This is a genomic window from Campylobacter iguaniorum (assembly GCF_000736415.1).
Classification (GTDB): Bacteria; Campylobacterota; Campylobacteria; order Campylobacterales; family Campylobacteraceae; genus Campylobacter; species Campylobacter iguaniorum.
The window spans coordinates 529,895-542,106 of sequence record NZ_CP009043.1; the positions used below are offsets into that span (position 1 = coordinate 529,895).

Sequence of the window (12,212 nt, forward strand, 5' to 3'; positions counted from 1 at the left end):
TTAATAACCACCAAAAAATTCTATATTTTTAGTAATTTATTGTATTGATTGATTAAATTTATAATTAAATTTAATCAATTATATACTAAATATTTCTGAGTAAAACTTTAAATACCACCATATAATTTATTTGTTTTAATTTATATAAAAGCCCTAAAACGATGATTTTTCGGGATTTTTCTATGGGGGGGGGGTCCGAATAATAAATTTTTTTGTTATTTTAGACTGACTGTTTAAGCTATTTTGAAGTAAAATACTTAAATTTCCTATTAAAAACCTTAATTTGAAATTAAATTATATTTTTAACTCATATATTGAATAGCAAAACTTACATTTCTTACATAAATTTGTTACGAAAAGTATAAAAGCACCTATATTTTTTGAGAAATTTGACATATATCAATTAACTTCCAATGTAAAAAATTATATAATATAAACAAGTAAGAAATGAGTATTAAATCATGTTCAAGTTTTTATTTTTATCTCTAATTTTGGTTGGCGTTGGGTTTTGTGATTGCAATTTATTGCAAAAACAAGATAAGGATATTTTTGAGGTTGCGTTTGGTAAGAATGTAGCTTACTGCGATGATAGTATGCTCTACATCAAGACTTTACCGGATCTGAAAAATGTCTTTGATCTAAAGATTTCAACTGACAAAGTGACTTCAATAGCCTTTATGGATAGTGATCTTGTTGTTGGATTTAGTAGTGGTTATGCATTGCTTCTTCACCCAAACAAATCTCAAGAAACGCTCATTGATCCTATAAAATCAGGATTTATAGAGCAAATTTCATCTATAAATGTAGGCAAAGATAAGCTTATCTTTACGATAGGTAGAAACACTGTCTTAGTACACGATACTATAAGCAAGATTCAAAAGAAAACAACTATTAATATAAACTCTAAAATAATAGCGACAACTTTAGATAAAAACAGCCTTTATATAGCAACTTTTGATAGAAATCTATATATGCTAGATGTGACAAATTTCAAGCTATCTGGCTTGAGTAAGACTGGAAATTTGATAACTTCTTTAGCGTTTATGGATACAAAACCACTCATTGGACTAAGTGATGGAAGCGTGATGTATGGGGATCAAAAGTATACCATTTCTTCAAAAGCGATAGAAGCTATAAGAGTGATAAATGGCGAAATATTCGTAGCTGACGCAAGCGGCGTTGTGCGTAAATTTGATAATAAATTTAATCTAAAAAATGAAATAAAAGCAGGTAATGATACAATTCGGGATATGTTTATAGACAAAAACGGTAATCTCATAGTCATGCTATGGAATGCCTCGGTTTATACCTGTAAATTTTAAATCGGTATCCAAATTTGATACAAATTCTTAAAAAGGAGAGCCTTATGAGTAGTTTTATTAAAACTCCATTCGTAATGACTGCTGGACTGTGTCTTGCTATGTCATCAATGTTTGGCGCAAGTGAACTTGAAACTATCATGAAAGAGCGTAACTTGAGTGAGAAAGATGTATTAGCGGCTGCTAAAACATATCAACCAAGTGGACGTAAAGATGAATATGTAGTATTTTCATCAGGTGGACAAAGCGGACAAATTCTTGTTTATGGTGTTCCATCAATGAGAATTTACAAATACATTGGTGTTTTCACTCCAGAGCCATGGCAAGGCTATGGATATGACAACGAGAGTAAAGCAATACTAAAAAGCGGAGCCATAAGAGGCAAAGAGATAACTTGGGGCGATACTCACCACCCAAATTTCACTGAAAAAAATGGTGAATACGTAGGTGATTATCTATTTATAAATGATAAAGCCAACCCAAGAATGGCAGTTATCAACTTACACGATTTTGAGACTTCTCAAATAGTTGTAAACCCTATTATGAAGAGCGAACACGGCGGTAGCTTTGTTACTCCAAATACAGAATACGTTATCGAAGCTAGCCAATACGCAGCTCCATTAGATAATGGTTATCACCCAATTGATGAGTATGAAGCAGTCTATAGGGGCGCTGTTACACTTTGGAAATTTGACTATGCAAAAGGCAAGATCGATGAGAAAAAATCATTCTCACTTGAACTTCCTCCATATATGCAAGATCTAAGTGACGCTGGTAAGGGTGAGTCTATGGGCTGGGCATTTACAAATAGCTTCAACTCAGAGATGTATACTGGTGGTATAGAAAAAGGTCTTCCTCCATTTGAAGCTGGTATGAGTAGAAATGACACTGACTATATGCACGTTTATAACTGGCAAATACTAGAAAAACTAGTTCAAGATCCAAAAAACTACAAAATAATAAATAACCACAAAGTTATTCCAATTAGCGTAGCAGTTGCAAACAATGCACTTTTCTTGATACCAGAACCAAAATCTCCACACGGTGTTGATGTAACTCCAGATGGTAGATATATTTTAGTTGGTGGTAAACTTGATACTCACGCATCAGTTTATGACTTTAGAAAAATTAAAAATTTGATCGACAAAAAAGAGTTCGCTGGAAAAGATCCATTTGGTATTCCAATCCTAGATATGAAAAAAACTCTTCATGGTCAAGTTGAATTAGGTCTTGGACCACTTCACAACGCTTTTGACTCAAAAGATGGTATAGTTTATACATCTTTATATGTTGATAGCCAAGTTGTAAAATGGGACTACAAAAACCTAAAAACTCTTGATAGGGTAAATGTTCACTACAACATAGGTCACCTTGACACTATGGAAGGTAAATCAGCAAAACCAGTTGGTAAATACGCTCTAGCACTTGATAAACTCTCAATTGATAGATTTAATCCAGTTGGCCCACTTCATCCACAAAACCACCAACTTATCGATATAACTGGTGCTAAAATGGAGCTAATCTATGATATGCCAATCCCTCTTGGTGAGCCTCACGATGTTATCTCTATCGCAGCTAGCAAGCTAAAACCAGCTATGACATACAAAATGGGTACAAACTCAAGAACTGGCGAACAATCAGTTGGTATGACTCTAGCAGGACAAGAGAGAATAGAAAGAAAAGGCAAAGACGTAACTGTTTATGCAACTCTAGTAAGAAGCCATATCAATCCAGAACACATCGAAGTAAATAAAGGTGATAACGTAACTATCTACTTAACAAACTTAGAGCGTGCTCAAGATGAGACTCACGGTTTTGCAATCGATCTATATAACGTTCATGCTTCAATCGAACCAGGTAAAACCGCAAGTGTTAGCTTTGTAGCTGATGAAGAAGGTGTATTCCCTTATTACTGTACAGAGTTTTGTTCAGCACTTCACCTTGAGATGATGGGTTATATGTATGTTAAAGATCCTAACAAAAAATATGAATCAGCAAGAAAGATGAAACTTCAAGAGCTTAGCAAACCTGAACTTGAAGCTGAATACAAAAAAGTCATCGCTACAAATAAAGCAACTGATGATGTTATCCAAAGCGTTGTAACATTCTTAAAAGAAAAACACTTTGAGAAATATCCAAAAGTTAAACAACTTGTTGAAGATGCACTTGATCAATATGGTAAAATAGCTGAAGTCAAAGCAAAAGCTGATGAAGCTTATAAAAAAGGCGATATCAACGGTGCTATTTTGTGGGAATACCAAGTATGGCAATACATGGTTAAAACTGCAGATGTTGGCTTAAGAGCTAAAAATAATCTTACAAAAGCTCTTGCAACTCCTATGAGTCCAGTTGTAGCTCGTGGTGAAGAAGCATACTTAAAAGGCGGATGTAATGGTTGTCACGTTATCGGTCAAGTAAGCTCTGGTCCAGATCTAACTGGTGTTTTACTAAGACACGAAAATGCTGAGCAATGGGTATTTGATTTCATCAAAAATCCGGCTACTAAATATGAAGAAGATTATGTAAAAGCTATGATAAACTACTTCAACCTTAGAATGCCAAATCAACACATGACAGATCAAGAGATCAAAGATATCATCGAATACCTAAAATGGATCGATGAAAACGCTGGACTAAACTAGTCTAAAAGTTCTTATGAACTAAAAGCTGCCGTAGAAATACGGTGGCTTTTAATGCACGATATAACAAATTAAATTTAGTATTAAACCGTTTAGTTCAATACTAAATTAAATAAAGGAAAAACGATGAAGAAGTACCAAATTTACACCATTTTGGCTCTAGTTTTGATGACTATTGGATTTACTATTCCAGTTATTGCTTATCACGGAATGGGTGATAAGATAAAAAACGAAATTAGCTTACCAAGCTATGTGTATCCAATATACAATCTTTACACAAAGATCCAATACAAAAACCATCTTATGGCTGAAGATGTCAAGTATGATCTAGCTAAAATGATCGAAACTAGATCAGAAATCGGCGTTCCAAGTTTGCCTATATGGTATGTCTCACTTGAAGCACCAAACTATCCAAAAGAAGCTTTTCCAGATGGGATTCCAGTATATTTTCACGTAGATGGATATAGTGGTGATGTTCATGAGATGAATACCATAAATCACTATATAGGAATGTACCCTATGGAGCATGGTGGCAATGTCGAAAGAGCTATAGCTCCGTATTATTTGTTGGTTGCGACTATTTGTATGTTGCTTTATCTATACTATGATGGCAAAGGCAATTCACTTCTTATGATACCAACTATCATAGCTCCAGTTTTGTTTATGAGTGCATTTGCTGGCTGGCTTTATTGGTACGGACATAATATGCAAGAGTGGGGTGCATTTAAAATAAAACCATTTATGCCAACAGCTTTAGGTGATGGCAAGGTGGCTCAGTTTACCACTCACTCATATCCGACTATAGGATTTTGGGTAATGATGGCGATGAGCATTTTATGTATTTTGGCAATATTTTCCAAAAATAAATATTTGAGAGAGAAAAAGGAAGTTGCGTGAGAAAACTTGGCTTTTTAGTCCTTGCTTTTAATATTTGTCTTGCGAATCCACTTCAAGATGCGATAAATAACGCAAATGATGGTGACGTCATCACTCTTGGGGCTGGAGTATATGAGGGAAATATACTCATAAACAAGCCTATAACCATAGACGGCAAGGATCAAAAAGCAATCATCAGAGGTAACGGCACTGGTGATGTGATCAAAATCACAAGTGGAAATGTCAGGCTTTTAAATTTAACCATAGAAAATAGTGGAAACTCGCATACTACTATAGATTCTGGCATTACTTGTGATAATGCAAGTGATATTTTGATAGAGGGAAACTCGCTTAAAAGTACGCTTTTTGGAGTAAATTTCAAACAGTGTAACAACTCAAAGATATTAAACAACAAAATTACTTCAAAGCCAGTTGATCTAGGGCTTAGGGGAGATGCGATAAGGCTTTGGTATAGCCATGATAATATAGTTGAAGGCAACTACGTATATGACAGCAGAGATATGGTCGTATGGTACTCAAGCAACAACATAATTAGAAAAAATTATGGCGAGAGAGGTAGATACTCACTTCACTTTATGTACGCTGGAAAAAGTCTTGTAGAAGAAAATGAGTTTAAGCAAAATTCAGTTGGAATTTTCTTTATGTTTTCTTCTGGCTCACTTGTGAGAAATAATAAAGTTTTTAGCTCTACTGGGGCTTTTGGAGTTGGGATAGGTATGAAAGATACTAGTGATTTTGTGATCGAAAACAACATACTTTCGCACAATGCAAGGGGCTTGTATCTTGACCAGTCGCCATTTCAGCCAGGAACTGTAAATGTGTTTAAAAATAATCAAATTTTATACAACACATCTGGCATTCAGTTTCACGCAACTCAGCATAAAAGTATCTTTGAAAACAACGATTTCATAGGAAATATGGAAGTTGCTATCAATGATACCCCAGGCTCAAAAATAGCCAAAAATGAGTGGAGCAATAATTATTTTGATGATTATGCTGGATTTGATAGGGATAAAAATGGCATAGGAGATATTGCGTACAAGAACTTTACTTATCTTGATTCGCTCTGGCAATACTATCCAAATTTGAGATTTTTTTATGGAAGTTCTATCATGACTATACTAAATTTTATAGCAAGACTTGCTCCGTTTTCTGAGCCAGAACTTTTAATAACAGATTCTATGCCAAAAACAAGGCCAAACCATGACTAGACGAGATTTTAGTATATTTAGCATAGCCACACTTGCCACAAGCGTCGCAGGTGGATTTGCTATAAATAAATTTTATGATAAAAAACCGCATTTAAGACCGCCAGGAAGTGCGAAAAACTTTGAGTCACTATGTATCAAATGTGGTCAATGCGTGCAAGTTTGCCCATATCATAGTATTGAGCTTTTGGGCGTTGATGATGGTGTAAATATAGCTACTGCGTTTATTGATCCAAGCAAAAGAGGGTGCTATCTTTGCGATCTATTTCCTTGTGTGCTGGCCTGTCCAAGTGGGGCACTAGATCACAACACTACAAGCATAAAAGATGTGAAAATGGGCGTTGGCGTGGTTGTGAACTTGCCAAGCTGTTATGCAAATTTACAAAAAGATGTCCAAAAAAGCGATGTCGAGCATCTTTTGGAGCGAAAAACGTTCAACGAGCGTGAAGAAAAAGCCAAACAAATCATAGCTGATAATGTTGGCAAAAACTGCTCTTTATGCGTGGATTCATGTCCGGTTTCTGGAGCGATAAGCTTAGCTCAAATAGATGGCAAACCAGCACCTAAATTTAGCGCTGATTGCGTTGGATGTGGGGTTTGTGTGGAAGTTTGCTTTGCAAAGGTTATTGAGATCGCAGCTGGCAAAAGCTATGACGAAATTTATAAGGAAAATTGATGAAAAAACTAGTTATATTTAGTATTTGTGCTTTGTGCTTTTTGGGATGCAGTAGTGAGGATAAAAAGGCGGTTCAAGAAATAGAGCAAAATACTACCACAACCTCCATAACGGTTAAAAAAGGCGATGCCTTGCAAAACACTCAAAATCAGTGGATGAGCTATGATATGGACGGCCAAAAAAGAGTTAAATTTGGTCTTGGTAATGAGAATAACGAAACCACAAAATCAATAGGCGCTTTGGCATTAACAAGAACTCCACTTCAAAGCATAAACAAAGCTTTGATAAGAGGAAGATTAAGCAATAACTTCCTTATAAAATGCTCAGCCTGTCACGATGACTATGCAAACGGAATCATCGGTCCATCTTTGCTTGCAAAGACAAATGATGAGATATTTAACATGATAAACGCTTATAAAACAAAAACCAAAGCTAATGTTTTGATGGCGGATTTGGTCAAAAAAATGGATGAAAAAGAGATTAGAGCTTTAGCAGATGAAATAAGTAAATTTAATGAACAATTTAGGAGCAAAAAATGAATACAGGAAAAATAGTTGCAGGCACACTTGGCGGAGTTGTTGTACTTTTGATGGTTTATTTGATGGCTAGCGGAGATAGCACTCCAGTAGCTGCGAAGCAAGAAGTAGCAAAACAAGCTGCGACTCCAGTAGCTCAGCCAAAGCAAGAAGAGGGCTTCCAAACTAGCAGTGAACTAAATAAAATAAAAGAGCTAAAACAAAGTGTAACGATCACAAATGACGGCGTTAGCAAGCTTTATCTAAGAAGTTGCGCTCCATGTCATGGAAAAGATGGCAAAGGAATCCTAGCTCCAGACATAACTGGCAAAAACAAAGAAGCTATTTTAGCCTCACTACATGACTATAAGGCAGATAAAATCCCAAATAGCTTAATGAAGGGACTTTTGACAAACGTAAGTGATGAGAATTTAACCCAGCTAGCTGATGAAATAGCTAACTTTAAATAAAAGCCATGAATAAATTTGAAAAACGCCAAACCGTCGCAAATGCGAGCTTTTTTAGCACATTTATAACTACAAAAGAAAATGGCAAAAAGGTGCCAAGCATTAGATTTTATAGGTATTTTACTATGATTTTGGTGCATTTGCTTTTTGTGCTTTCATTTGTCGCTGATGTGCAAGTGCTTGAGGGCGATATAACAGGCTCAAGAATGATAGGATTTCACTTAGCAGATCCATTTATCACCACTGAAGTCGTGCTAGCTCATCATGATTTTCCTGTAAATTTGCTAATTGGCTCTATAACGATACTTGCATTTTACGTACTTTTTGCTGGTAGGGCATTTTGTAGCTGGGTGTGTCCGTATAATTTTTTTGCTGAATTTGCCGAAAGACTAAATGCAAAACTAATAAAAGCCAAAATTATAAAAGATAGAGAGTTTGATCACAGGGTCAAATATATCTTTTTAATCGCATTTTGGGTACTTAGTTTTACTAGTGGATATTTGGTTTTTGAGATTGTAAATGTAGAGGGAATCATATCAAGATTTATTATTTATGGTTACAGCGCTGCTATTTGGTGGGTTGTGCTTATATTTTTGGGTGAAGTTTTCTTCTCAAGGAGATTTTGGTGTAGATATGTCTGTCCGATCGGGACTTTGTATTCACTCATCACCAAATATAGAGCCATAAAAATAAGCTGGAATAAAGAAAAATGCGACCATTGTGGGGTTTGCATGGATGTTTGTATGGTTCCTAAAGTCCTTGAGATGACAAAGGCAAAAAACAAAGACGCAAGTGGTGATAAATTTAGCGTAGCTAGTGGAGATTGCACGCTTTGTGGTAGGTGTATCGATGTATGTCACCAAGACGCTCTAGGCTATGAAAATAGATTAAAAAAACTACTATAAAAAGGTAAAGCTTGATAAAAATAGATAGTATCACTAAAACTTTTGCTAGTCAAACGGTTTTAGACAGTGTAAATTTAGAGATAGAAGACGGGCAAAAGGTTCTTATAATAGGTCAAAATGGAGCTGGAAAATCTACTCTTATGAAAGCGATTTTAGGCGAGCTTATATGCGACACGGGCACTATTACGATAAATGGAATCGACCCGACAAAAGATAGAAAAAAGGCTTTAGAGTTTTTAAGCTTCGTGCCTCAAACCCCGCCACCTCTTAAACTAAGAGTTGATGAGCTTTGTGAATATAGTATAAAATCTAGCGGGTCAAATTTAAGCGATATAAAAGCTTATCTAAAAGACCTTGAGCTTGACTATGATAAAGAGGCAAAAAAGCCATTTTATAAGCTTTCGGGCGGTATGAAACAAAAGGTTTTGATAGCCATAGCACTAGCCAGAAAATCAAATACCATAATGTTTGATGAGCCTACAGCCAACCTCGATCCAGAAGCAAGGGATAGATTTTTAGAGCTTTTGAATGCTAAATTTAAAGACAAAACAATTATCTTCATATCTCACAGGATAAGCGAAGTAAAAGGCATCGTAACTAAAGTCGTAGAAATGGATCTTGGCAAAATCGTAAATGAGCGAAGGATAGAAAATGAGTAATTTACTTTTGATAACAAAAATAGATATAAAAGAGTCTTTCCGCTCAAAATGGTTTTTGCTCTATCTGCTTATTTTTGCTGGACTTATAGCGGTGTTTTTCGTAACTGGCGTGGTCGATAGCAGAGTGGCTGGATTTAGCGGGCTTACTCGTATGCTTTTGCTTTTTATCCAAATTTGCATAATCATCTTGCCGATTTTTATCTTGATAACTACAGTTAGAAGTATTAGTTCAGATAGAGAAGCTGGGGCTTTGGAGTACCTGCTAAGCTTCCCAGTATCTTTAAAAGAATATTACTTTGGCAAGGCTTTGGGCAGAGCTTTTACTGTGCTTTTGCCTATTGTTTTAGCACTCATCTTTTCTGTGATTATATCGATCATAAAAGGCGTTAGTGTGACTTGGGATCTGTTTTTTTACTACACTGGACTTTTGGTTGTTTTAGGATTTGTCTTTTTATCTTTTGGATTTTTGATTTCTAGTAGTATCAAAAGCGGTGAGTTTGGGCTTGGGGTTGCGTTTTTGTTTTGGCTGTTTTTGCTTGCATTTTTAGATCTTGCATTAATCGGACTTATGATGCAAAGTGCTATTAATGAAAATATCATCTACTCTATTGCTATCATAAATCCGCTTCAAGTCTTTAGAATAGCAGCCATGAGTATGTTTGATCCAAATTTAGCAGTCATTGGACCAGCGGCTTACTTCATACTTGATAGTTTTGGCAAAGTTAGTTTTATATTATATTCACTTATTTATCCTATAATACTTGGAAGCTTTTGTTTATATTTTGGGTATTATCTATTTTCAAAGAGAGATTTGGTATGAGAAATGTATTTTTATGTGCTTTGGTTTGTGCGTTTTGTTTGGGGGAAAATTTAAAAGATAGCGAGTTTTTTAAAGACACTAATACGACTTGCCCTATTAAATTTATAGACGTGTTTAATCATCCCGATTGGATATCTGTTTTGGAGTACAAAAATGGACAAAAAGTCCTTTTTAGCTCAGTTAAACCGATGTTTCACTACTTTTACACTGACTCATATAAGCACATTTCGCCACTTAAAAAGATGTATGTGACTGACTATAAGAGCAAAGAGCTGATAGACGCTGCGAGTGCTTACTATGTGTTTGGCAGTAGGGTAGTTAGTAATAGTGGAGATGATTTGATACCATTTTTAAGTCTTGAAGATGCAAAAGATTTTATGGCAAAAAACTCAGGTCATAAAATAATGGAATTTAAAGATATAAACAAAAAACTCATAGATTATCTTAATTAGGATTAAATATGAAAAAAGTAGTTTTTCTTTTTGGTATCGCCATTTTAGTGGGGATTATTTTGGCTTTTGAGTTTGGCAAGGGTAATGATATAAAATATGCGTCAGGCGAATCAAACGTCACTTGCGATCTAAATTTAGACAATTGCTCTGTGCAAGTCTCTGGCGAGCCTGTGACATTTGCATTTTCTCCAAAACCACTTGTGGCTATGGTGCCAACATCTTTGAAAATTTATGGTTTAAAAGGTGAGTTTAAAGAGCTTAAAGCTAGAATTTATGGCTTAAATATGGATATGGGCGTCATAGAAGTGGATCTTGAAAAACGCTCAGATATTTATATGTCAAATGTGGTTTTAAGCTCGTGTGTGGTCTCTTTGATGCAGTACCGTTTGGAGCTATTTGATGGCAAAAAACCTCTTGGCATACATATAGATTTTAATCTCAAGAGCTAAAATCCACGCAAAATACATTTTGAGCGTTTTGATAAGTGTAAGTTAGCTTAAATTTATGCTTATCAAGTATGCGTTTGACTAGGCTTAGTCCGTATCCATAGCCGCTTAGCTCGTTTGTTTTTGTGAATTTATCTGTGTAGTAGCTAAGTGGTTGCTCTAGCTTTAGGGCGTGGTTTTTGACGTAGAGTTTGTGATTTTTGGCTACTATAAATATCTTATCTGATTTGGTAAAATCATTGTATTTTAAGGCGTTGTCGATTAAATTTTTAATAGCTATGCAGATGTAGTTTGGGTCTGCTTGGAAGCTAAAATTATCCCTTGCGTCTATCTCTATATTTTCATCAAAAACCAGCATTTGTGAGAGGCTTTGTAAAAGCACTGTTTGAATATTTAGCGTTTCTAGTTTGAAGTTTGCGTTTTGTGAGTTTAATCTTTCTATATGCATTAGCTCATCAGTGAGCTTGTCCATGCTAGAGACGGCGTTTTGGAGTATTGTTTTGTATTTGCTATCTTCAAGAAAACTTATGGCTATTTTGGATTTTGAGATCGGTGTGCGTAGCTCATGGCTGATGTCTGTTAGAAGCTGGATTCTAGCCTTATCCATAGCTTCAATATCGCTTGCCATTTGGTTAAATTTATCTATGACTTGGGCGATTTCATCATTGCTTTTTGTAGGTTTTAGCCTGTATGAGTAGTTGCCTTTTCCAAATTTTTCTATTGTATTTGCTAGTTTTTTGATAGGTGTAAGTATCTTGATAAATATCAAAAACGTTACAAAAAGTAAGAAAATATCGGCATATATGAGTAAATTTAGAGTTGTTTTTTCTCTAGCTCCAAGCATTTGAGTGGTGTCAAACAAAAACAAATTCTCATCTAAATAGCTTAAATTTAGATAATAAAGTCCTGAGTTTTCATAGAGTTTAACGTGTCCAAATGTGATTTTCTCTGAGTAAATTTCTTTATAATCTTTTAGATTTTCAGGTAAATTTGACCTAGTAAATTCCAAGATTTTAAGACGATTTTGAAGATTTTTTGAGTCTGCGTTTATGAGTAATGCGATAAGGTCGTTTGCACTTTGGATATATTTTTCTTTATAAAACAGCTGAGCTTTTGCATTTTGGATCTGGTTTGTTTTAAACGACAAAAATCCCATCAAAGCAAGGCTAATGCTAAGTAAAATAACGGCTTTGGCAAAAATACTCATAT

Annotated in this window: 13 protein-coding genes; 12 read left to right on the forward strand and 1 reads right to left on the reverse strand. The window is 35.1% G+C overall.

Annotated features, from left to right (window positions below; genetic code table 11):
* Positions 1-461 precede the first annotated feature (461 nt).
* The 12 genes from CIG1485E_RS02715 to CIG1485E_RS02770 all read left to right on the forward strand — a co-directional run bounded on the left by CIG1485E_RS02715 (position 462) and on the right by CIG1485E_RS02770 (position 11,006).
* Entirely contained in the window at positions 462-1,322 is an 861-nt protein-coding gene (locus tag CIG1485E_RS02715) for a hypothetical protein (RefSeq protein WP_038453444.1), read from the forward strand.
* Positions 1,323-1,366: 44 nt separating this feature from the next.
* Positions 1,367-3,961, forward strand: coding sequence for a Sec-dependent nitrous-oxide reductase (gene nosZ / locus CIG1485E_RS02720; RefSeq protein WP_038453447.1), 2,595 nt, complete (start codon positions 1,367-1,369; stop codon positions 3,959-3,961).
* A gap of 123 nt (positions 3,962-4,084) precedes the next feature.
* The gene (locus CIG1485E_RS02725; protein ID WP_038453449.1) at positions 4,085-4,855 is read left to right on the forward strand and encodes a hypothetical protein; all 771 of its coding nucleotides are present in this window, start codon (positions 4,085-4,087) and stop codon (positions 4,853-4,855) included.
* Entirely contained in the window at positions 4,852-6,066 is a 1,215-nt protein-coding gene (locus CIG1485E_RS02730) for a nitrous oxide reductase family maturation protein NosD (protein ID WP_038453452.1), read from the forward strand. The genes CIG1485E_RS02725 and CIG1485E_RS02730 overlap by 4 nt, the downstream gene beginning before the upstream one ends.
* Positions 6,059-6,739, forward strand: coding sequence for a 4Fe-4S dicluster domain-containing protein (locus tag CIG1485E_RS02735; protein ID WP_038453455.1), 681 nt, complete (start codon positions 6,059-6,061; stop codon positions 6,737-6,739). The genes CIG1485E_RS02730 and CIG1485E_RS02735 overlap by 8 nt, the downstream gene beginning before the upstream one ends.
* Positions 6,739-7,278: a c-type cytochrome gene (locus CIG1485E_RS02740; RefSeq protein WP_038453457.1), complete on the forward strand. Its 540-nt coding sequence runs from the start codon at positions 6,739-6,741 to the stop codon at positions 7,276-7,278. The genes CIG1485E_RS02735 and CIG1485E_RS02740 overlap by 1 nt, the downstream gene beginning before the upstream one ends.
* Positions 7,275-7,724: a c-type cytochrome gene (locus tag CIG1485E_RS02745; RefSeq protein ID WP_038453460.1), complete on the forward strand. Its 450-nt coding sequence runs from the start codon at positions 7,275-7,277 to the stop codon at positions 7,722-7,724. The genes CIG1485E_RS02740 and CIG1485E_RS02745 overlap by 4 nt, the downstream gene beginning before the upstream one ends.
* Before the next feature lie 5 nt (positions 7,725-7,729).
* Positions 7,730-8,626, forward strand: coding sequence for a NapH/MauN family ferredoxin-type protein (locus tag CIG1485E_RS02750; RefSeq protein WP_038453462.1), 897 nt, complete (start codon positions 7,730-7,732; stop codon positions 8,624-8,626).
* An 11-nt stretch (positions 8,627-8,637) separates the two neighbouring features.
* Positions 8,638-9,285, forward strand: coding sequence for an ATP-binding cassette domain-containing protein (locus tag CIG1485E_RS02755; protein ID WP_038453465.1), 648 nt, complete (start codon positions 8,638-8,640; stop codon positions 9,283-9,285).
* Positions 9,278-10,105, forward strand: coding sequence for an ABC transporter permease (locus CIG1485E_RS02760; RefSeq protein ID WP_038453467.1), 828 nt, complete (start codon positions 9,278-9,280; stop codon positions 10,103-10,105). Before CIG1485E_RS02755 ends, CIG1485E_RS02760 begins: the two co-directional genes overlap by 8 nt.
* Complete coding sequence (locus CIG1485E_RS02765; protein ID WP_038455531.1) at positions 10,102-10,557, forward strand: nitrous oxide reductase accessory protein NosL; 456 nt, start codon at positions 10,102-10,104, stop codon at positions 10,555-10,557. Before CIG1485E_RS02760 ends, CIG1485E_RS02765 begins: the two co-directional genes overlap by 4 nt.
* Positions 10,558-10,565: 8 nt before the next feature.
* Positions 10,566-11,006: a hypothetical protein gene (locus CIG1485E_RS02770; protein WP_038453469.1), complete on the forward strand. Its 441-nt coding sequence runs from the start codon at positions 10,566-10,568 to the stop codon at positions 11,004-11,006.
* Here the strand turns inward: CIG1485E_RS02770 and CIG1485E_RS02775 are convergent.
* The gene (locus CIG1485E_RS02775; RefSeq protein ID WP_038453471.1) at positions 10,996-12,210 is read right to left on the reverse strand and encodes a HAMP domain-containing protein; all 1,215 of its coding nucleotides are present in this window, start codon (positions 12,208-12,210) and stop codon (positions 10,996-10,998) included. The genes CIG1485E_RS02770 and CIG1485E_RS02775 overlap by 11 nt on opposite strands.
* Between the last annotated feature and the right edge of the window lie 2 nt (positions 12,211-12,212).

Coding starts and splice junctions, on each gene's coding strand:
- CIG1485E_RS02725 (WP_038453449.1), top strand. CDS start 4,085: ATGAAGAAGTACCAAATTTACACCATTTTGGCTCTAGTTTTGATGACT.
- CIG1485E_RS02765 (WP_038455531.1), top strand. CDS start 10,102: ATGAGAAATGTATTTTTATGTGCTTTGGTTTGTGCGTTTTGTTTGGGG.
- CIG1485E_RS02750 (WP_038453462.1), top strand. CDS start 7,730: ATGAATAAATTTGAAAAACGCCAAACCGTCGCAAATGCGAGCTTTTTT.
- CIG1485E_RS02775 (WP_038453471.1), bottom strand. CDS start 12,210: ATGAGTATTTTTGCCAAAGCCGTTATTTTACTTAGCATTAGCCTTGCT.
- CIG1485E_RS02745 (WP_038453460.1), top strand. CDS start 7,275: ATGAATACAGGAAAAATAGTTGCAGGCACACTTGGCGGAGTTGTTGTA.
- nosZ (WP_038453447.1), top strand. CDS start 1,367: ATGAGTAGTTTTATTAAAACTCCATTCGTAATGACTGCTGGACTGTGT.
- CIG1485E_RS02770 (WP_038453469.1), top strand. CDS start 10,566: ATGAAAAAAGTAGTTTTTCTTTTTGGTATCGCCATTTTAGTGGGGATT.
- CIG1485E_RS02735 (WP_038453455.1), top strand. CDS start 6,059: ATGACTAGACGAGATTTTAGTATATTTAGCATAGCCACACTTGCCACA.
- CIG1485E_RS02715 (WP_038453444.1), top strand. CDS start 462: ATGTTCAAGTTTTTATTTTTATCTCTAATTTTGGTTGGCGTTGGGTTT.
- CIG1485E_RS02740 (WP_038453457.1), top strand. CDS start 6,739: ATGAAAAAACTAGTTATATTTAGTATTTGTGCTTTGTGCTTTTTGGGA.
- CIG1485E_RS02760 (WP_038453467.1), top strand. CDS start 9,278: ATGAGTAATTTACTTTTGATAACAAAAATAGATATAAAAGAGTCTTTC.